Below are 21,629 nucleotides of genomic sequence, written 5' to 3'. Positions count from 1 at the left end.
AAAATTTGTCCATTTTCTCTATTACTTATGATAGAGATATTTCTAAATCATCAGCAATTATACACCTCTCGTTAGCAAAAAAAGAGGAAACTCCAAATAATATTGGGCTTCCTCACCTTCTTCCACTATCCAGTAACTTTAAAATGGCCTGTGCCTGTTGCATGTGCATTGCTAGTACATATTGACTCGCCTGCATTAAAATTTGTGCCTTCACCATACTCATCATTTCCTTCGCGATGTCGGCATCACGAATACGGGATTCCGCCTCCGTTAAATTTTCTGCGGTATTCATAGTTGCATTGTATGCATGCTCCAAACGATTTTGATAAGCACCTAGTCGCGATCGTTCTGTGGATACAAGCCCTAATGCCTTGTCCATTGTACCAATTGCTTTGTCTGCATCTTCTCGTGTAGCAATAGATATAGTATCATCAAGACCGAGTGCCCCTGCCCCCATATCATTAATGTACATCTCAATTGTCTGTCCAGCATTTGCACCAGCTTGAATTTTAAGTCCATCCGTTCCATAATCACCATTCAACAATTTCTTTGTGTTGAACTCCGTATCTCTTGATGTACGTTGGATTTCTTTTTTTAACTCCTGGAATTCAAGATTTAGCAGTTCACGGTCACTATCTGTTAACGTATCATTTGAAGCTTGAATCGCCAACTCACGCATCCGCTGTATCATGGCATGTGTTTCGTTGAGAGCACCTTCTGCTGTTTGCATAAGTGAAATGCCATCTTGAATATTTTTTGCCGCCATATTCAGCCCGCGAATCTGCGCTCGCATCTTTTCAGAAATAGCAAGACCTGCTGGATCATCCGCTGCACTATTAATACGGTAGCCTGACGAAATTCGTAGTAGCGACTTATTCATCGTATTGTAATGCCGATTCATATTACTTAAAATAGACATCCCTGTTGCCGACCATTTCCCAAGCATCTTCCCACTTCCTTAGACTTTATTATTTTTGTTTATATCGGCGCTCTCGATAACTATTACATACTTTTTTATCAATTTTTAACAGTTTTCCCGCACTTATAACTGATATTTCAACGTTCGTCAGCTTTTTTCAGCTCTCATTATCGCGATTTCAGCGTTCAACTGCTTTTTTCAGCTCTCATAACCGCCATTTCAGCGTTCAATTGCTTTTTTCAGCTCTCATATCTGTTTTTCTCCTAATCTATCTAAAAAAACAACTAAGAAGTTAAATAAAAGCACCCTATTTTTCTAATTAGAAAATGGGTGCTTGTTAGATTTGGTGTGTATTCAATTTTAGAATCCTCCGAGTTGCATGTTCTTTTGTGTTAGTATCTCGTAAAATAGTGCTTCATCATAATTCGATAGTGCTCGGTCAATCAGATAGTCAAAGTTTTTTTCTTCAATTTCCGCCAGAAGCTGGTCAATTTCGTACACAGGTACAGAGGACAGGACCGGTTCAGGTAGCTTTGGTGTAGCACTTTCAAGTATTGGTAATAGGTGTTCATGAACGTTTGTAATCAGTAATAGTTGGTAGAGAGGCAATCGAATAAACCGATTTCCTTTTTGAAATACGAATACTTCCGATAGGTTTTCGATTTGTTGCGAATGTAAATTGATGATCATCTCCTTCCCTTCAATCGGAATAAAGTGAAAAATTTCATCATCTTTTAATATGGAAAAGTATTGATAGGCAAAGACTAGACGCAACTTATCTCCTGTTACTTTTGTATAGAACGGTTTCATATATTGGACATGCATCATTTTTCATCCCTCCTAGTAATCTGATTATTCAGATTTTAACACATAAAAAAATATTTGTTAACTAGCTTTTCCCCTATTTACATCTTTCTAATCATTCGGCTTATCATGCGCGGGTTTTAAACGTATAATGGAGAGACAGTCTTTTTTTTGGAGGAGAGGTTTTGGCTTTGTCTATTTCACAATTGGCTAAGGAACATCAACAATTTATATTTACAAAATTGAAGGAGGCTGAGCAGCATCTACATCCCTCCTCTACGGAAGACGAGGAGCTCGTGCGTCGTGCTGTTTTTTCAGTACGTAATAAATCAGTTGCATTTGAGCGATTTAATCCTACAACTTCTACATTATATGCAGTCGTGCAGGATGTAAGACCAGCTTCGTTAGAAATTGATTTTGCTCGTGAAACTTTAACTTGTAGCTGCCCGCAGACAAATTGGTGTCGACACAAACTCGGTACATTGCTGGCACTTTATCAATATCTCGATTCTGTGCAAAATTGGTCAGGGGCATGGCGAGCACAAAAATCTGTACAATTGAAAACTCTTGCAGATGAACGTAGTCCTGAGAGTTGGCAAAGAATGGCGGATGAAGTGATGAAACGTTTGCTTCCGCCTGGTCGTGTACTTGAAGGGTACGGATTATCTGCTATTCGAACAGATGCATTAGAACGTCTTCGCCGGCACATGCCATTTGAGCGGGAATGGCAACCACTTTATAAATTATTTATGGAATTGACAATACTTAATACGATTTGGCGTCATTTAAATGAAACAGCCGGTCATTCTTTGGATACACCTTATATGAAATATTTTATAGAACAATGCATACACGGAATAGAGGATACATTTAGTGAATTCAATGCCCGCTCTCGGCTCTTTGCAACGGATCCTTTTTATGATGCACTGCAACAAATTGTACGTTCCCTACTAGTGGAGCGACAAGGGCTTTTTGCAAACCGTCTACAAATTTATATGCTCCTTTGGGCGGTGCTTTTTTACGAAAAACCGCGCCGTGAACAAGAACTAGCAGCAATACTAGCGTTAGAGGATGAAAATGCTGATGTATCTTTTCATGCGATTAAGCTCATGTTTTATGTATTGTTGCAAAAAGAAAATTTATTAATAGAAAGTATAACGAATTCATCTGTTGAAAATATGTATGACCTGTTTGAGCTTGCTACTTTTGCAAAACGTGCGGGTGAATCCTCTTCGCTTACAACGATTTTACGTGCGATGCTACCATTACTCGGTCCCTTTTTACAAGAGGTTGTACCAGTTACACAGCGGGCTCAATATGTACGAAATTTGCAGATGCTTTATGAAGAAATCGTATTAAATGAAGACGAAGAAGCTTCATTGTACAGTGCATTTGGTATGTATGGGCTACAGCCATTTTCGTTCTTCCTTATAAAAAAGGAACGTTATGAGGAATGGGCTGCCTTGCATCAAGTAAATTTATCTTCACTTTCTTATTTAGAAATGTGCGGGTTAAAAGATGTCATTAAAGAAGCCCCGAATACAGTCCTCCCCCTTTATCACGTATATGCGATGGCAGAGGTGGAACAAAAATCGCGCATGAATTATAAACAAGCAGTACGTATTTGGAAAAGTATGCGCAATGCTGCAAAACGTGCTGGTAAAACGTCTTATTTTGAAACATATATGCAAGCAATTCGTGGAGAATTTAAACGACTACGTGCTCTACAGGAAGAAATCGAGAAAGGAAATTTAGTATGACAACTTTAAGTAATGCCCCATCCTCGTTTATGAAAAAAATCAAACTCCATATCGAGGCAGTACGTGATGGCTATTTTGCGGTGCAGGGCTTTACAGCTGGTGGCGTACCGCTTGAGGCTGGTTCACTCATTTCTTCGCTTTTTTTCAAATACGAAGCGAATATTTACGGCTTGCTCGCTAATCGTACGGACTTATCTGTAGAAGTATCTACTGCTGAATTACTCGATATCTTTTCGATTCGCTATCAACATCCATTTATCGAATGGGCTGGTATGGATGAGAACAGTAACGCGTTATTAGAGCGTGTTGCGACATTGCAACAGCATTGGCAAGAGCCATCGCTTTGGGATCACGCTGTTATTGCTGATGATTTTTCATCACTATCATTTGATATTGAAAACATTGATAATGACTTACTTGAAACGGCCGTGTCACAAAAGTTCATGTCTGCAGGACTTTTCATATCAGATATACCGAAGCTACTGCCATTTTTCAAGCGCGGTGGTTGGCCGCTAGAGCAAGATAGACAGTCTGGGAACGTTAACGTATCACTTCGCTTAAGTGAGCCCGAGCCGGATTCTGACGTTTGGCTTCTTGAAACGGTACTCAGCTCTGCGACGACCAAAACCTATTGGACTCCTGCTGTACGGAAACGTATGTTACCGATACAAGAGGTATTACCTGCGAAATGGCAGGATGCCGCTCCAGACATCGAAATGCAACAGGCTCAAATTGTAGAATTACTGTCCATAGAGGATGTCCGTAGTGATCAGTTTATTTACCTGACGCTTGAAGATTTAGAAGTACGCGCATTTTTGCGTGAAGATTTAGCCAGACTTCAAGCACTTGGCTATGATGTTGTACTACCTGCTTGGTTAAAAGATTTGAAGCAGTCCAAGATGCATGTGCGTGTAAGTACTGGCAATGTTTCGACCAAAAAAGTGGCTGGACTCGATGATATTTTGACTTTTAAATGGCAATTTTCAATGAATGGCGAAACCATTTCAGCCGAGCAATTTAAAAAGCTGGTCGATGAAAAGCGTGAATTTATCCGTATTGGTACGGAGTGGTTCCGTGTCGATGCCAATTGGATGCAGGAAATGCGTGCGCTCATGCAAGAAGCTGAGGATGAGAGCTGGACGGTGCGCGAATTATTATTCCGTGAACTACCAGAGGATTTATCGCTTCCACTTGAAGAGGAAGATGCGGATGATGCAATGCGCGATGATCCTCTATTTGCCTTTGAATTACAAAAATCACTAAAATCTTATCTGGATCAATTACAAGAGAAAAAAGGCTTACCAACTGTTCCAACGCCCGCTTCTCTACAAGCGGAACTGCGACCTTACCAGCAGGAGGGATTTGAGTGGCTTGTCTTTATGCGTGAACAAAGCTTTGGTGCCTGCTTAGCCGATGATATGGGACTTGGCAAAACAGTGCAGCTTATTTCGTATTTACTTCATGTATATGAGACATCTGATGCAACACAGCCAACAATCATTATTTGCCCAACATCTGTACTTGGCAACTGGCAGAAGGAATTAGCTCGTTTTGCACCATCTTTATCGGTTTATACACATTATCAAGCAAATCGAGCAAAGGGTGCGGATTTCACACAGGTTATCGAGCGAAAGATGCCACAGGTCATACTCTCAACATATGGAACCGTGTCACAAGATACTGAGTTTTTGCAGGAGATTGACTGGACGGCAGTTGTACTCGATGAAGCTCAAAACATAAAAAATATGCAAACATTACAATCTCGTGCGATTCGCAAATTACAAGGTACACATCATATTGCTTTAACAGGTACACCTGTTGAAAATCGTTTATCTGAGTTATGGGCCATTTTTGATTTTATTCATAAAGGCTATTTAGGCAGCTTCGGACGCTTTAACGAAGAATTTATTTTGCCAATCGAACGCGATGAATCTGAAAACCATAAGCAAAAATTACGTGCTAAGATTCAGCCATTTTTACTACGCCGAACGAAGCGAGATCCGCATTTACAGCTTAATTTACCAGATAAACAGGAATCTAATGCGTACTGTCCATTAACAGCAGAGCAAGCATCATTATATGAAGGTTATATTTTAGAAACACTCGACCAATTAGAGACATTAACAGGCTTTCAGAAAAAAGGTCGTGTGCTAAAAATGCTAAGTAAGCTTAAACAATTATGTAATCACCCGGCCTTATATTTAAAGGAGCCGTTTGAGGATGCTGCTTCTATGCTCACACGCTCTGTAAAATTAGAGCGTATTGTACAGATGGCAGCTGAAATTGTGGACAATGGCGAACAGTGTCTGATTTTCACCCAATATATCGGGATGGGGCAACTGCTACAACATTGCTTTAGTGAATTGTACAATGTGGATGCGCCGTTTTTAACCGGTGCGATGCCAAAAGCACAGCGTGACCGATTGGTGGAGGCTTTTCAGGCGGGTGAGTTTCCAATTTTCATCTTGTCGTTAAAAGCTGGTGGTACTGGTCTTAACTTAACTGCTGCAAACCATGTATTACACGCCGATCGTTGGTGGAATCCTGCTGTCGAAAATCAAGCGACAGATAGAGCCTATCGAATCGGGCAAACCCAATTTGTACAAGTGCATAAATTCGTAACAATTGGCACAATTGAAGAAAAAATCGATAAAATGCTGGCGCAGAAATCTTTATTGTCAGAAGAATTGATTCAATCAAGCCAGTGGTTAACCGAACTCAATGATCATGAGCTTCGCGATTTAATGACTCTCGATTACAATGTAACAACTTAAAGGATATGCGCCAAGATATGAACAATCTTGGCGCTCTTTTAGTTGGCAATTTTTTGGAACAATGCTTCTTCTTCCTACTTACTTCATTTTAATATTTAGTTGTGAGAAATGCTCATCGCTGTGCGGTCTTCAGCAATGATGATGTTATTTTTGAAGCATCATTCCCTTCATTTAGTGTCATTACGGTTCAAGTTTCATCATCTACAATAGGAGAGTGGCGGATCAGAAAATTGTAATACTTGCTCCGTATGTATAGCATAGACAGCTATACTACTGGTAAATTAACTTCCTCCTGTGGCAGTACAAAGTCCTTTAAGTAATCGTGATCATTTCGCACTGATTGTGGCGGCAATACTGCATTGTCACTATCACGTGGCTTTAACTTGTAAAATCGGACATCTTCTACAACGACTTCGGTAATGTATACTTTTGCACTTTCTTCGTTGACAAATGATCGAGATTGGATCCTTCCATTTACACCAATTAACGACCCTTTTCCACAATATTTTACGATATGCTCTGCCAGTCTTCCCCATACTGTACAAAGAATAAAATCAGCTTCAATTTCGCCTCGGCTGTTTTTAAAATTGCGGTTAATGGCTAACGAAAAATGTGATTGTACACGTTTGCCGGAAAGTTCCCGTAACACAGGATCTTTCGTTAATCTCCCAACTAGTCCAACTTGATTTATACTATTCACCTCCCTTGCTTCTGATTAATCTCATCGTACAAGATAACCTTAAGATATGGCAAAAGTCGATTTTTAAAAATTCCCTACTTTTTCCTCAAGTAAAATATCAATTTGATGCATTTTATTTTTTAAAATTACGACAATAAGTTAATCAAACTTCATTCAACTGTAGGATGCAAAGCACTTTTGCGAAATATTAAATTTCGTATTTTTGGGTAATTACCCAAACATGTGCTTAACTTAAAAGAAAACTTACTATAAGTATAAGCACATGGAACGGAAGGCGGCGACTCCTGCGGGATAAGCGTGAATCTTGAGACCCCGCACGAAGCGCAGCGAAGGAGGAGGCTCAAGCCACGCCCGCGGAAAGCGTCCGCCTGAAGTGGAATGTGCTGCCAAGTACAGATTTTGGTGTAGAGCCTATTTTTTTATATGTTATACTTAAATGAATGAGCAACTCAGGAGGACTCTTAATGAAAACATTTAAAATGCTTTCCTTTGACCTTGTTACTGAGGATGGTATGCAAAACGTTCCACTTGTTGATGGCATTGTGATTAACCAGGAAAACAGCCATCAATCTTGGATTCTCGAGCTGTTTATCGAACAAAAATACCATTCTACTTTTAGTGATTTACTTGATAAAAATGCTGTTTTTGATGTACGCGCTGTTATTTCATTCCCTGAAAATGAACCCGCTCCCTTTCATGTTGCAGTCTATGCTGTTCAAGAAATTGGTGATCATTTGTCAGTACTTTTGAAAGGTACATTAAAGGCCAAACGTTCAAAATATGCTGAACAATTATTGGCCGAGCTACTCTCTGAAGGTGTCTCAGTAGAGGATTTGCTTAATCGCTTCGCGCGCGATATGAAAATTCGCCCTAAACTTAAAAATGATTGATTTATGCTTGTAACGACACGCTATAATTACGTGTCGTTATTTTTTTGTGAATTACTTTCACTCCAAGTACATTTTAGGGGCAATCCCCAATAACAAAAAAGAGCGACTCCAAATTACGGAATCACTCTCTTCAATCTCTAACGATTTATATTTTCGCCATCACGAACTTCTACGTTGTCTTCTCTAACCGCACCATTTGTACCATTCATATTTCCATTTGTGCCGTTGACATCAACATTAGAGTTCGGATTTGTTACTTCCGGAACTACTTCATTATTATTAATAGTACCATCATTGTTATCATTAACAGTGCCATTATTATTATCATTAACAGTACCGTTATTGTCATTTGGTGTTACAGCATCTTCCACATCATTGACACCATTTTCAATGTCATTTTTTACGTCCTCCATTGGGGTTTCCTCATTTGCATTATCATTACCCCAGTTGCAGCCGCCCAAGAACATGGTAGCAAGCATCATTGTGAACACTGGAATTTTCCACATAAAAAAACCTCCTTTCTCCTTTAGGTTCTATGTCACGCCCTACACGTATTGATGTGTATTTGTGATCCTACATAGATTGCCCGAGAAAAGAGGGAACTATCCGATTTTCTTTAAAACTATTTTTGTTTTTCTTTTAAAAGCTGTTCGATATAAGCTGCCTCTGCTTTACAATCGTAGCTATAGTTTGTACCTAGTTCTTTTTGTAGTGTTTCAATTTTTTCGATTTGTTTCGCTGTTGGTTCTTCATTTAAAATTTTCGCGATTACCTCGTCAATTTTTTTCGCCATTTCTTCATGAAATTCTGAATTCATCAAAATATCTGCTGGAATTTTATCCACCCAAGCTGCATTTTCGCGAAAATACGTTTGCCAACTTGCTATAAAATCCTCCATTGAGAAGTGGTCACCATTCCAATCAATACTTGCTAAATATGATTCAAAAGATGTAGAAATCGAACGTGTAATACTAATTTTAACTCCAGAAGACAATTGCTTATACATCTATTATAATCCTCCTACATTTTAAAGCCTCTTATTACATGTAATTTTAAATATCTAAATTATTCAACCTTTTTATTCTATAACCTTTACCCTATAAAAGCAAATTAGCCTAGTTTTGGTTGCTCTGGTCCAATTGCAAATAAAATATCTACTTCACATACAAGTTCGCCGTCTACTGTCGCAATACCGTGACCTTTTCCCATAGAACCTCGTAATTTGATAAATTCTACTTCCAATCGGAGCTGATCTCCAGGTACAACTTGACGCTTAATGCGGCAATTATCGATACCTGTTAAAAAGGCTAAACGTCCTTTAAACTGTTCGGCATTTAGTAATGCAACACCACCAACTTGAGCCAACGCTTCCACGATTAATACACCCGGCATCACAGGATAGCCTGGAAAATGTCCATTAAAAAAATCTTCGTTTATCGATACATTTTTTAAGCCAACTGCACGTTTACCTTCCTCTAATTCCACAATACGATCTACAAATAAAAATGGATTGCGATGTGGTAAAATTGCTTGGATTTGTTCTACTGTTAACATTCTTTTTCCCCCTAAAAAGTATGTATTTATGTGAAACGAAAAGTATGGTAAAGAATATAATTATTCTTTACCATTCATTATGTCAAAAATATGTTGCCATGTTCCTGGTTTTAAGACATCCATTGCTTTTCCTTCGCCAATCACGCTATAACCAACCATCGCACCTACTACAGCAGTACCCACGACTAAAAGTAGCACAAGTACAACACGTAACCAAATCGGTATTAATCGTATTTGTACCCATCGAACTTCTTGTTGCTCTTGATTCGAACGGTCCTTCTTTTCTTCTAGTGGCATATCAGTTGTAGATGTAGATGTCGGCGTTGAACGGCGACGTGAAACGTTTGTCATAAATTGTACTCCTTCATACTTAATAAACGTGAAAAAATGAGCACAGCTCTATCGGATACCATTTATAAGCCCTAACATTTGGTCTGCTAGTGTTACAGATCTAGCATTAAACTGATAAGAACGCTGTGTTTGAATTAAGTCTGTCATTTCTTTCGATACGTCCACGTTAGACATTTCAAGCATACCACTTTGCATGCCAATTTGCTGACGATTTGCTCCCTGTAACTCCGTTAACACTTCTGCTTGTGTATATCCAAGCTCTGCTAAATTATTCGGTAAGCCCACATATGTACCGGAAATATGCTCCATCAGCTGCGGCTTTTGGAATTCTGTTACTGCTAAGTCTGTCCGAATAACATCTCCGTTTGCATATGTTGCTTCTAATGTACCACCTTCACGTACAGCAAATCCAGTTACATTTTCTGGTAGAGTAATTGCTTGTCCCGTTGAATCAGCCACTGGATAACCATCCGCATTAACAACCATCACCGTACCATTATTTAGTGGTGATACGTAAAAATCACCCTGACGTGTATACACCGTTTGTGTACCATTTTCACCGGTTGGCATTAAAATATTAAAATACTGCTTTGGCTTATTGAAAGCGAAATCCAGATCACGATCTGTCTTTTGTAAAGATCCTTGTTTATGGTTCGTTTGAATTTGACCAAGCTTAGCACCGGCACCGTAACGGATACCTACAGGCGTTTGACGCTCAGCTGGGTCCAGTTTATCATTGCTGAATTGCTGATATAGCAACTCATTAAAAGTCGATTCCTGTGTTTTATAGCCATGCGTATTACTGTTAGCTATATTATTACTAATCATATCGAGTTTACTTTGAAGTTGTCCCATTGTATTTGTTGCGGTAATCATTGTACGTAGCATTCGAAAACGCCTCCCTATTGCTTATTATACTTTACCGATTTCGTTAACAGCCTTTTCCATGCTACGATCATAAGCCTGCAAGACTTTCTGGTTCGCCTCAAATGCTCGGTATGCCGTCATTAAATCCGTCATCGTACGTGAAGAATCTACATTGGATCCTTCTAAATAGTTTTGACGTAGTGTAAAGTTTACACCATCTGTACCATAAGCAGTCGGTAAATCCCCACCATCCTGCATGCGAAGTAAGCCGTTATCCTGTTTTTGTAGTATGTTTGGGTTCGCTGCATATGATACGCCAACACGTGCTACTTGCTGATTATTCACATAAATAGATCCATTTTCATCTAATTGGAAATCATCATTTTGCAATTGAATACGTTGCCCTGCATCTGATAACACATATAACCCTTGTGGATTTACTAAATAACCTTGGCCATCTAATGTAAAGTTCCCATTTCGTGTGTAGGCCTCGCCGCCCTCAGGATGTTCTAAGCGGAAGAAAATCGAACCTGTTACGCCGTCTTCATTTTGCGGTAAATAGCCATCAATTAATGCCATATCCGTTGTTAAATTTGTGCTATAAATTTGCCCCTGGACATAGTTGGGTGATGTTTCTTGCATATAAACACCTGTATTTAGCGCACCGACTTGACTCATATATTGCGAACCGGCTTGTTGACTTGCAGATGCGTTCGTTTTACCAACACTTGATAACAACATATCTGGGAATGAACGGATTGAGGACTGATCTGCTTTAAAGCCTGGTGTATTAGCATTTGCTAAGTTATTTGATAGTAATTCAGTTCTTCTTTGCTGAGCAATCATACCTGTTGCTACTGTATAAAACCCTTTAAACATAGGAATCACCTCGTCTTATTTTATCTCATATTTAGGCTAAAGCGCCAACCTTTCAAGTTCACTTCAATTCTTCAAGTGACAAGCGCTTGGCAAGGCTAGATGGGCTCAAGTAGGCTGCTTCTTAAAAACCTGCAGGTGGACGGTCAAAATTTTCAAGCATAATGCCTGTACCGATTGCTACACAATCCATTGGGTGCTCTGCAATAAACACAGGTACCTTTAACTCTTCAATTAGTAATTGATCTATACCGTGAAGTAACGCGCCACCACCGGTAATGATAACACCGCGATCGATAATATCTGCCGATAATTCTGGTGGTGTTTTTTCTAACACGTTTTTTGCAGATTGCACAATCAAAGCAACCGATTCATGTAGAGCGCGCTCAATTTCATCGGAATGAATGCTAATTGTACGCGGTAGACCTGACACCATATCACGACCCCGAATATCCATAGAATCGCTGCGACTACCTTTAAATACTGTACCGATTGTCATTTTAATCGCTTCAGCAGTACGCTCACCAATAAGCAATTTATATTCTTTTTTAATGTATTGTAAAATATCATTGTCAAACTCGTCACCAGCTACTTTAATAGACTCACTTGTGACAATATCGCCCATCGACAGCACTGCAATATCCGTCGTACCTCCACCAATATCAACAACCATATTGCCGCTCGGTTGAAAGATATCCATGCCTGCACCAATCGCAGCAACTTTTGGTTCTTCTTCTAAGTATACTTTTTTACCACCAGACTTTTCAGCAGCTTCACGAATAGCCTTTTGCTCGACACTCGTAATATTCGTTGGACAACATATTAAAATACGTGGCTTCGAAAAAAAGCCCTTTAAATCTAATTTATTTATAAAGTGTCTTAACATTGCTTCTGTTACGTCAAAATCAGCAATGACCCCATCACGTAATGGACGAATAGCTACAATATTACCAGGAGTACGTCCTACCATTTGGCGAGCCTCTTCCCCCACAGCTAGTACTTTATTTGTTTTTTTATCGATTGCCACCACAGATGGTTCATTTAGGACAATCCCTTTACCTTTTACGTGAATTAATACGTTCGCAGTTCCTAAGTCAATGCCAATATCTTTTGAAAACATTCAATTTTCTCCTTCCCACCAGTTCCAACTACATTACGTTCGATTTTATCTATTTATCTAGAATATTTTATCATAATCTACTGGTAATTTCACCTAAATTTCAAGGAAGATAATGTATACGAATAAAGTTACATACCCTTTTTCCTAAATTATGTACAAAGTGAGATGAAATGCTTCAGAAAAAGCAAAAAAAGAACGAATCATTCTTGACTCGCTCTTTCTTTCCATTTGTTCTTAGTTGCCTCTCCTCCACGAATATGGCGTACGGCCTTGTGGTAGGCAAGAATCTCTTTTACTTGCTCAGCTAATCCTTCGTGAATTGTTGGTAATCTTTCCGTCAGATCTTTGTGTACCGTACTTTTCGAATAACCTGTCATTTTCGCGAGGACACGCACAGTTTCACGCGTCTCAATCAATAATTCACCGAGGCGAATGCAGCGCTTCCGAATGTGCTCGTGCACGTTCTTCGTCCTTTCCACAAAATTTCACAAAATGGCTTGGGCATCTGAAGCTCGCCTGCGCATTTCTTCACCTTATGTAAGGATAAAGCCATTCAGAACAAAAATTGCATTTTACGAGTAAATTCGCCTTGGTGTATTTGGAGCTTTTAGCTTTATTCAGAGGGCGTAATGCCCTCTGAAACTTAGAAAGCTAAAAATGTTTTAGGATTAACATAGACTTCGTTTTCTAGCACTTCAAAATGCATATGAACACCAGCAGCCTGATTCCATTCATTTTCTGTTGCAGTAGCAATTGATTGTCCTTGTGTCACCTGATCGCCCTGCTTAACTAAAATGTCCTTCACAGAACTATAGTGCGTTTGCTGGCCATTTGGATGCTCCAGGATAATTTTATTGCCCGTAAATTCATCAAGCTTTACTTCTAGTACTTTCCCACTCAAAGCTGCAACAACTTCAAACTCTTCACCGTTCATCGCAAGTGAAACACCAGTAGATGTCGTAAATGTTTGGTTAAATACCATTAAAGCTTTTTCACGTACTTTTGCATCAGCTTTTACTTCATAAAACTCTTGTGAAATTTGCACTTTATCGAGATTTTCTTCCTTGAATGGATACTTCATTTTCTCAGTTCGTGCATTTGTTTCTACAACCGGGTTTGGCTCTACTTGTGCTAAATCTGGTAATGGTGCCTCTTCTACTTTTGTAACGAGTGCATTATAACCAAATAACATCACAGCTAGCATTATAGCTCCTCCAGCATATATAGCTGGCCAAAACCAAGGTTTTTTCTGCCATTGTCCTTTTTGAGAAGGTTGACTATTTTTGTCTTCTCTCATTTTCATCACCTCTAGTTGCAGTGTAAACAACTAGTAACTATTTTAAACATGCATCCACTTTTTTTATTTCTATTTGTTGGTAGTAGTGCTGTAAAATTTCCGTGGATGTACTACCATTACTTGCCATAGCTTCTGCGCCGTACTGACTCATACCAACTCCGTGACCATATCCTTTTGTACTTACATATACTTTCTGGGTACTTATATCAAACGAAAATTCAAAATCTGTTGAAGGAAGTTGCAATAGTGTCCTTACCTCTCGACCAGTCCATACATCATTCCCTAATTGAAGCTTCTCTACACGACCTGAAGCATTTAAAGTAAGTTGAACGCGTTTGAAGTCATTAGACTGCCATTTTACTTTCCATAATGCATTCCATTCATCTAATGAAAATTCTCGCATTGCAGCAAATTTCGGAGATGACTGATCAGACATACTTGCGACACTTTGCAAATAGGCTAACTCATTGCCGCTATACCCATAAGCACTTTCTGTTTTACCATTACTTGTTGAATGAAACATGGCAGTAATTAATTCACTATTATATAGGAGAACTTGTCCTTTCGTTTCTTCAATAGCTTCGACAATTTTCTTCTCATTTCCCAGGAAATCTGAATTCCAGTTGCTCTTTCTCTTCGTTTCATCATAGTAAACCTGCCTAGCTACAGTTGGAGCAATTGCCCTTTCGCCATAATTTGTCGTTTTCAATGCGTACGTTCGAGCAGCAATGGCCTGTGCCTTTAACGCCTCCTTATGAAAGGAAGCTGGCATTTCAGCTGCTACAACACCCGTAATGTATGTTTCAAGGGGAATCTTTTCAGATTGGCCTTCTACCTCAATAAAAATCTTGCAATCAGCATCTTCAGCCTTTTGAGGGCTCTCTTCTACTCGTCTCTCACCAAATGCCACTGGAAGTGCATATAATGCACCAACCATACAAAAAACGCCAATTGTCATTAACCATTTTTTCATAAGAAATAATATGCTATTTTCTCATGACATATGCGTAAGAATCTAGAAAATATAAAAAACCTCTACTATTATATATGTAGAGGTTTCCGTTTCAGCATAACTAAATTGCTATTTAAATAGTTGTTTGCGTAGATTTCCCCGGCACAACTTCAAGTGTTGTCACACGTTCAATATCTGCGCCTAATGCAGCTAACTTGCCATGGAAATCAACGTAGCCACGGTCTAAGTGATGAAGCTTCGTCACGCGTGTAATCCCTTCAGATACAAGACCTGCTAATACAAGTGCTGCTGCTGCACGTAAATCTGTAGCTGCCACTTCAGCACCTTGTAGCTTTGTTGGTCCTTCGATAAACACAGAGCGTCCTTCAATCTTCGACCCGGCATTCATACGTCTAAATTCTTCTACATGCATAAAACGATTTTCAAAAACAGTTTCTGTAATAATGCCAGTACCTTCAGCTGTTAGCAATAGTGCCATCATTTGAGACTGCATATCCGTAGGGAATCCAGGATGTGGCATCGTTTTAATGTCTACAGCTTTTAAGGGTTTTGTTACTCTTACTCGTAATCCTTCGTCTAATTCTATAATTTCAACGCCCATTTCACGCATTTTAGCAATTAATGCTGTCATATGCTCTGGTATAGCATTTTCAATCGTCACATCGCCCTTTGTAATTGCTGCTGCCACCATAAATGTACCAGCTTCAATACGGTCAGGAATAATGTAATGCTCCGTACCATACAATGTTTCAACGCCTTCAATTCGAACCGTATTTGTCCCCGCGCCAATGACACGACCACCCATACTATTAATAAAATTAGCAAGATCTACAATCTCAGGCTCTTTCGCCGCATTTTCAATAACTGTTGTACCTTTTGCTAAGGCTGCTGCTGTCATAATGTTTTCAGTTGCACCTACACTTGGGAAATCTAGATAAACATTTGCCCCTTGTAAACGGTCTTCTACCTTTGCCTCTACATAGCCATGTCCAAATGATATCTTCGCACCCATTGCTTCAAAACCTTTTAAATGTAATTCAATCGGTCGAGAACCAATTGCACAACCACCTGGCAATGCTACGCGTGCATACCCATTACGTGCAAGTAGTGAGCCCATGACTAAAATAGATGCGCGCATCTTACTTACATATTCAAACTGTGCTTCACTTGAAAGTTCTTTCGTTGCATCAATATATACTTCATTTGATTCAGGAATATATGTTACATCTGCATTTAAACTTTTAAGTACTTCATTAATTGTATAGACATCTGCTAAATTAGGGACTTCTTTAATTACATTCTCTCCCTTAGAAGCAAGTAACGCTGCTGCTAGGATCGGTAAAACTGCATTTTTAGCGCCTTCTACACGCACTGTTCCGTGTAACTTTTGACCGCCAGTCACTATTATTTTATCCACCGTACGTCCCTCCGAATTCAATCTCTCAACCTATGAAAATCTTATTTATCATAAGATGTATAATGTCATTTTTATAAACAAACAATTATATAGTACAATTTTTTTCACGCTCGTTCAAGCGCCCAAATCACTATTTTAAGTCATTTTTTGATATTTTGCTATTTATTTATTGTACGCACGTACTCTTTTTTTTGTGAATGTGAAAATAAAAGTAACAAATGGTTTATTTATTATATTTATCCAATAATTATTTGGTTGAAACGTGATTTTATTGATTTATTACTATATCTTTCCGTTAATCTAAATTTCTTACCGTTTTTATCACAATATTACTATTTGCTTTCTAGGGCCACACAGTTTTTTGTGTAGCCCTACAAAACATGTAATACTTTTATCCATTATACCAAGGTGTAATTGTATCTGCGGCTAACGCTTTCGGTACAAAAAACATCTGCTACTGTCGCATCAATTTCGTGCAAAAAACTGTGACAGACGCCAAAGGATTTAACATGATTCATGTCTGAACTTCTCCTGTGCTTTCGATACAAAAACGTTTAACGAATCATGTTAAAACAAGTACTGAAGTTGCCCTGACCAACCAGAAAATTGCAAGAAAAAATTCGACACGAGCGTGCCAATCGCAATGCTAAGTAAAATGTAGATCAACTGTATTTGGAATACTTTATTTTTTTTAAATAATTTCTCTACCATGAAGGCTTGCAAAGCGTAAAAAGTAATAGCAATAAAAAATAAATGTGACAAAATGCCAATTAAGGCCTCCTGCCCTACTGCTTCATAAATTTCCACGTAGTTTCCTCCATTTCAACCTATATTAAATTTCCCCAGGCTTTAACGTGATTCAGTAGTTTCTACATATCCACTGAACTGAACACTCAACTTGTATTCACCCCACCACTAATAGGGAAGAATTTTTATTGAATCATATTAAAAAACGGGCAGAACGAATCTGCCCGTTAAAAATTGAATTACATATTACCCTCACGAACGTTGATACGATTCAACGCACGTTTTAGAGCTAGCTCAGCACGTTGGAAATCAATGGAATCTTGTTTCTTTTGAATACGTCCTTCAGCGCGAGTTAACGCTTCTTTTGCACGAGTAAGATCGATGTCAGTTGCTGCTTCAGCAGAAGGAGCTAAAATCGAAATCTTCTCAGGACGAACTTCAATGAAACCACCGCTTACAGCTACAAGTTCAGTAGAACCGTCTTCTTTTTTAAGCTTCACTGCTCCAATAGCAAGTGGAGCTACCATAGGAATATGGCCTGCAAGAACACCAATTTCACCTGAAGTTGTTTTAGCGATAACCATTGTAACTTCAGAATCGTATACCGGGCCGTCGGGAGTGACAATATTGACTGTTACTGTCTTCATATTTTTTCCTCCTCGTCCCTAGTATTAAACCTCTACGCCCATGCTTTTCGCTTTTTCAACTACTTCATCAATAGATCCAACTAGACGGAAAGCATCTTCTGGTAAGTGATCCCATTTGCCATCAAGGATTTCCTTGAATGAACGAACAGTTTCTTTAACAGGTACATAAGAACCTTTTTGACCAGTGAATTGCTCCGCAACGTGGAAGTTTTGAGATAAGAAGAATTGAATACGACGAGCACGTTCTACTGTTTGTTTATCTTCATCAGATAACTCATCCATACCTAAGATTGCAATGATATCTTGTAATTCACGGTAACGTTGGATTGTACGTTGTACACTAGTAGCTACTGCGTAGTGCTCTACGCCTACGATTTCAGGTGATAATGCACGAGAAGTCGAAGCTAATGGGTCAACCGCAGGATAGATACCCATTTCAGATAATTTACGCTCAAGGTTAGTTGTTGCATCTAAGTGGGCGAAAGTTGTAGCCGGAGCCGGGTCAGTATAGTCATCGGCTGGTACGTAAATCGCTTGGATAGAAGTTACAGAACCTTTGTTAGTAGATGTGATACGCTCTTGTAATTTACCCATTTCAGTAGCAAGTGTTGGTTGGTAACCTACCGCAGAAGGCATACGACCTAATAGGGCAGAAACCTCAGAACCTGCTTGTGTGAAACGGAAGATATTGTCGATGAATAAAAGTACGTCTGCACCTTGCTCATCACGGAAGTATTCCGCCATTGTAAGACCAGTTAATGCTACACGCATACGTGCGCCTGGTGGCTCGTTCATTTGGCCGAATACCATCGCAGTTTGCTTAATAACGCCTGAATCGCTCATCTCGAAGAATAAGTCGTTCCCTTCACGAGTACGCTCACCTACACCAGCGAATACAGAGATACCTGAGTGCTCTTGTGCGATGTTATTGATTAGTTCTTGGATTAATACAGTTTTACCTACACCGGCACCACCGAATAGACCGATTTTACCACCTTTGATGTAAGGTGCTAATAAGTCTACTACTTTAATACCTGTTTCAAGGATTTCAACTGTAGTTGAAAGTTCGTCGAAAGTTGGTGCTTCGCGGTGAATTGAATCACGACGAGCATCTACAGGAATCTCTTCGCCTAAGTCGATTACTTCTCCTAGTACGTTAAATACGCGTCCTAGAGTTGCTTCACCAACTGGTACTGAGATAGCTTTTCCTGAGTCTGTTACTTCTGCTCCACGTTGTAAGCCATCAGTAGATGACATTGCAATTGTACGAACAGAATCATCTCCTAAATGAAGTGCAACTTCTAATGTTAGAGTTGTTGCTTCTTCATTCGGACGTTCAATCTTAACAGTTAATGCGTTATAGATTGCTGGTAATTGACCGTTGCTGAATTTTACGTCAACAACTGGACCCATTACTTGTTGAACGTGTCCTTTATTCATTACTGTGTACCCTCCTATCGTATTCTTATACGACATTGGGAAGCTTTAGCCTATTCTAAGGCTGCAGCTCCACCAACGATTTCTGTAATTTCTTGTGTAATAGCCGCTTGACGTGCACGGTTGTATTGCAATGATAAGTCTGAAATAAGATCAGAAGCATTATCTGTTGCACTTTTCATAGCCGTCATACGAGAAGCATGTTCACTTGCTTTTCCGTCTAAGATTGCGCCGTATACTAAGCTTTCCGCATATTGTGGAAGTAGTACTTCAAGAATTGCTTCACCAGATGGCTCAAATTCATAAGAAGCACTTGTGTTAGCAGGTGCGATATCCGTTAATGGAAGAAGTTTTTTCTCTGTCACATCGTTTTGAATAGCACTTACGAAGTGATTGTAGTACATATAAAGTTCATCATACGTACCATCAATGAACATACCAACAGCATTACGAGCGATTTCTTTAATATCAGCAAATGTAGGTTGGTCAGGAAGAGCAACAACACTGCTGACAACATTATGATCACGTTTTACAAAGTAATCACGAACAACACGACCTACTGCTAAAATCACGTATTCGTCTTTTGATTTATGACGCTCGTTAATTGTACGTTGTACTTGGCGAAGGATGCTTGAGTTATAAGCCCCTGCTAGACCACGGTCAGAACCAATAACTAAGTAAGCTGTTTTCTTTACAGGACGAGCAGTTAACATTGGATGCCCACTGTCTTTCGTACCTGTTGCGATAGCGCCAACTACGTCTTGGATTTTTTCCATGTAAGGAACGTACGCTTTAGCGTTTTGCTCTGCACGACGTAGTTTCGAAGAAGAAACCATCTGCATCGCTTTCGTAATTTGTCTCGTACTCTTTGTAGAATTAATACGACCTTTTATTTCGCGTAAGTTTACCACTGGTATTTCACCACCTTTTGTTTTTTAATCGAGATTCAACTAGCTTCGAACTTATTCAGATTTAGCGAAAGTTTTTTTGAATGCAGTTATTGCTGCTTCGTACTCAGCGTCTGATGCAAGTTCTTTAGTAGTACGAACATGATCTAAAACGTTAGTGTGGTTTGTATCTAACCAGCTTAAGAATTCTCTTTCGAAACGAACGATATCTTGTACTGGAATATCATCTAAATAGCCTTTAGTTAGTGCATAAAGGATTGCAACTTGTTTTTCAACTTTAAGTGGTTTGTTTAGGTCTTGTTTAAGAACTTCAACCGTACGTTTACCACGCTCAAGTTTAGCAAGTGTGATTTTATCTAAATCTGAACCAAATTGAGCAAATGATTCAAGCTCACGGAATGCAGCTAAGTCAAGACGTAGTGTACCCGCAACTTTTTTCATTGCTTTAATTTGAGCAGATCCACCAACACGTGATACAGAAAGACCGGCGTTAATCGCTGGACGTACACCTGAGTTGAATAAGTCAGATTGTAAGAAAATTTGTCCATCAGTGATTGAGATTACGTTAGTTGGGATGTATGCAGAGATATCCCCAGCTTGTGTCTCAACGAATGGAAGAGCTGTAATTGAACCGTTTTGATACGTTTCATTTAACTTAGCAGCACGTTCAAGTAAGCGGCTGTGTAAGTAGAATACGTCACCAGGATAAGCTTCACGACCTGGAGGACGCTTAAGAAGAAGTGAAAGTTCACGGTAAGCTGATGCTTGTTTAGAAAGATCATCATACACGATTAATACGTGTTTACCTTGTAACATGAATTCTTCTGCCATTGATACACCTGCAAATGGCGCTAAGTATAATAATGGAGCTGGTTGAGATGCAGCTGCAGTTACAACGATTGTGTAATCTAATGCACCGTTCTTACGGAAAGTTTCAACTACATTACGTACAGTTGATTCTTTTTGACCGATAGCAACGTAGATACAAATCATGTTTTCGCCAGCTTGGTTTAAGATAGTATCGATCGCTACAGAAGTTTTACCTACTTGGCGGTCACCAATGATTAACTCACGTTGACCACGACCGATTGGCACTAGAGCGTCAATCGCTTTGATACCTGTTTGTAATGGTTCGTGTACTGATTTACGAGCCATTACACCGAAAGCAGGGCTTTCGATTGGACGAGTTTTTGTAGTGTTGATAGGACCTAGTCCATCCACTGGTTGACCAAGTGGGTTTACAACACGGCCAATTAGTTCTTCACCAACTGGTACTTCCATAATACGACCTGTACGACGAACTTCATCGCCTTCTTTGATGTCTGTGTATGGACCTAGAATAACGATACCTACGTTACCTTCTTCTAAGTTTTGAGCCATACCCATAACACCGTTAGAGAACTCTAAAAGTTCTCCAGCCATGGCGTTGTCGAGGCCATGAGCAAGGGCGATACCGTCACCAATACGGATAACTGTACCAACTTCGCTTACTTTAAGCTCAGATTCGTAATTTTCAATCTGTTGTTTGATCAGCACGCTGATTTCTTCAGCTTTGATGCCCATGTAGTGTCACCTCTCACATTTCTAA

22 protein-coding genes are annotated in these 21,629 nt (G+C 39.3%); 3 read left to right on the top strand and 19 right to left on the bottom strand.

Features of this window, described 5'->3' with window-relative positions; translation table 11 throughout:
- Positions 1 to 112: 112 nt before the first annotated feature.
- Positions 113 to 946, bottom strand: a complete 834-nt coding sequence (locus tag AEA09_RS17785) for a flagellin N-terminal helical domain-containing protein (protein WP_053585289.1) — start codon at positions 944 to 946, stop codon at positions 113 to 115.
- 333 nt (positions 947 to 1,279) lie between these two features.
- A complete protein-coding gene (locus AEA09_RS17780; RefSeq protein WP_053585288.1) occupies positions 1,280 to 1,747 on the bottom strand; it encodes a hypothetical protein in 468 nt (155 codons plus the stop codon).
- A 161-nt stretch (positions 1,748 to 1,908) separates the two neighbouring features.
- Between AEA09_RS17780 and AEA09_RS17775 the strand changes: the two genes are divergently transcribed.
- Positions 1,909 to 3,483: a hypothetical protein gene (locus tag AEA09_RS17775; RefSeq protein WP_053585287.1), complete on the top strand. Its 1,575-nt coding sequence runs from the start codon at positions 1,909 to 1,911 to the stop codon at positions 3,481 to 3,483.
- The gene (locus AEA09_RS17770) at positions 3,480 to 6,257 is read left to right on the top strand and encodes a DEAD/DEAH box helicase (protein ID WP_053585286.1); all 2,778 of its coding nucleotides are present in this window, start codon (positions 3,480 to 3,482) and stop codon (positions 6,255 to 6,257) included. Before AEA09_RS17775 ends, AEA09_RS17770 begins: the two co-directional genes overlap by 4 nt.
- Before the next feature lie 265 nt (positions 6,258 to 6,522).
- On the opposite strand, the gene AEA09_RS17765 is transcribed toward AEA09_RS17770, so the two are convergent.
- Entirely contained in the window at positions 6,523 to 6,957 is a 435-nt protein-coding gene (locus AEA09_RS17765) for a single-stranded DNA-binding protein (protein WP_245622899.1), read from the bottom strand.
- Positions 6,958 to 7,421: 464 nt separating this feature from the next.
- Between AEA09_RS17765 and AEA09_RS17760 the strand changes: the two genes are divergently transcribed.
- Positions 7,422 to 7,847 carry a YwpF family protein gene (locus tag AEA09_RS17760; protein ID WP_053585285.1) on the top strand — a complete coding sequence of 142 codons (426 nt, stop codon included), beginning with the start codon at positions 7,422 to 7,424 and terminating at the stop codon, positions 7,845 to 7,847.
- Positions 7,848 to 7,984: 137 nt separating this feature from the next.
- Here the strand turns inward: AEA09_RS17760 and AEA09_RS17755 are convergent, their stop codons facing one another.
- From AEA09_RS17755 to atpA, 16 genes are all read right to left on the bottom strand, one after another.
- Positions 7,985 to 8,353, bottom strand: a complete 369-nt coding sequence (locus AEA09_RS17755) for a hypothetical protein (RefSeq protein WP_053585284.1) — start codon at positions 8,351 to 8,353, stop codon at positions 7,985 to 7,987.
- A gap of 116 nt (positions 8,354 to 8,469) precedes the next feature.
- Entirely contained in the window at positions 8,470 to 8,853 is a 384-nt protein-coding gene (locus AEA09_RS17750; protein ID WP_053585283.1) for a hypothetical protein, read from the bottom strand.
- Between the two features lie 104 nt (positions 8,854 to 8,957).
- Positions 8,958 to 9,401: a 3-hydroxyacyl-ACP dehydratase FabZ gene (fabZ, locus tag AEA09_RS17745; protein WP_053585282.1), complete on the bottom strand. Its 444-nt coding sequence runs from the start codon at positions 9,399 to 9,401 to the stop codon at positions 8,958 to 8,960.
- Between the two features lie 60 nt (positions 9,402 to 9,461).
- Positions 9,462 to 9,752 (bottom strand): DNA-directed RNA polymerase subunit beta, encoded by a 291-nt coding sequence (locus AEA09_RS17740; protein ID WP_053585281.1) that lies wholly within the window; start codon positions 9,750 to 9,752, stop codon positions 9,462 to 9,464.
- A 48-nt stretch (positions 9,753 to 9,800) separates the two neighbouring features.
- Positions 9,801 to 10,640 carry a flagellar hook-basal body protein gene (locus AEA09_RS17735; RefSeq protein ID WP_053585280.1) on the bottom strand — a complete coding sequence of 280 codons (840 nt, stop codon included), beginning with the start codon at positions 10,638 to 10,640 and terminating at the stop codon, positions 9,801 to 9,803.
- A 24-nt stretch (positions 10,641 to 10,664) separates the two neighbouring features.
- Positions 10,665 to 11,498 (bottom strand): flagellar hook-basal body protein, encoded by an 834-nt coding sequence (locus AEA09_RS17730; RefSeq protein WP_053585279.1) that lies wholly within the window; start codon positions 11,496 to 11,498, stop codon positions 10,665 to 10,667.
- Between the two features lie 121 nt (positions 11,499 to 11,619).
- On the bottom strand, positions 11,620 to 12,615 hold the full coding sequence (mreB, locus tag AEA09_RS17725; RefSeq protein WP_053585278.1) for a rod shape-determining protein: 996 nt from the start codon (positions 12,613 to 12,615) through the stop codon (positions 11,620 to 11,622).
- 200 nt (positions 12,616 to 12,815) lie between these two features.
- Positions 12,816 to 13,076, bottom strand: a complete 261-nt coding sequence (locus tag AEA09_RS17720; protein WP_010858004.1) for a sporulation transcriptional regulator SpoIIID — start codon at positions 13,074 to 13,076, stop codon at positions 12,816 to 12,818.
- Between the two features lie 182 nt (positions 13,077 to 13,258).
- The gene (locus AEA09_RS17715; RefSeq protein ID WP_053585277.1) at positions 13,259 to 13,912 is read right to left on the bottom strand and encodes a M23 family metallopeptidase; all 654 of its coding nucleotides are present in this window, start codon (positions 13,910 to 13,912) and stop codon (positions 13,259 to 13,261) included.
- 37 nt (positions 13,913 to 13,949) lie between these two features.
- Positions 13,950 to 14,885 (bottom strand): stage II sporulation protein D, encoded by a 936-nt coding sequence (spoIID, locus tag AEA09_RS17710; RefSeq protein ID WP_053585276.1) that lies wholly within the window; start codon positions 14,883 to 14,885, stop codon positions 13,950 to 13,952.
- Positions 14,886 to 14,997: 112 nt separating this feature from the next.
- Entirely contained in the window at positions 14,998 to 16,302 is a 1,305-nt protein-coding gene (murA, locus tag AEA09_RS17705) for a UDP-N-acetylglucosamine 1-carboxyvinyltransferase (protein WP_053585275.1), read from the bottom strand.
- Between the two features lie 567 nt (positions 16,303 to 16,869).
- Positions 16,870 to 17,109, bottom strand: coding sequence for a DUF1146 family protein (locus AEA09_RS17700; RefSeq protein ID WP_053585274.1), 240 nt, complete (start codon positions 17,107 to 17,109; stop codon positions 16,870 to 16,872).
- A 179-nt stretch (positions 17,110 to 17,288) separates the two neighbouring features.
- Positions 17,289 to 17,696: a F0F1 ATP synthase subunit epsilon gene (locus tag AEA09_RS17695; RefSeq protein ID WP_053585273.1), complete on the bottom strand. Its 408-nt coding sequence runs from the start codon at positions 17,694 to 17,696 to the stop codon at positions 17,289 to 17,291.
- Positions 17,697 to 17,720: 24 nt separating this feature from the next.
- A complete protein-coding gene (atpD, locus tag AEA09_RS17690; RefSeq protein WP_053585272.1) occupies positions 17,721 to 19,136 on the bottom strand; it encodes a F0F1 ATP synthase subunit beta in 1,416 nt (471 codons plus the stop codon).
- 50 nt (positions 19,137 to 19,186) lie between these two features.
- A complete protein-coding gene (atpG, locus tag AEA09_RS17685) occupies positions 19,187 to 20,044 on the bottom strand; it encodes an ATP synthase F1 subunit gamma (RefSeq protein ID WP_053585271.1) in 858 nt (285 codons plus the stop codon).
- 51 nt (positions 20,045 to 20,095) lie between these two features.
- A complete protein-coding gene (atpA, locus tag AEA09_RS17680; protein WP_053585270.1) occupies positions 20,096 to 21,604 on the bottom strand; it encodes a F0F1 ATP synthase subunit alpha in 1,509 nt (502 codons plus the stop codon).
- Between the last annotated feature and the right edge of the window lie 25 nt (positions 21,605 to 21,629).

Source organism: Lysinibacillus contaminans, from assembly GCF_001278945.1.
In the GTDB taxonomy this organism is placed as follows: Bacteria; Bacillota; Bacilli; order Bacillales_A; family Planococcaceae; genus Lysinibacillus; species Lysinibacillus contaminans.
This window is presented reverse-complemented; position numbering and strand designations above follow the sequence as displayed.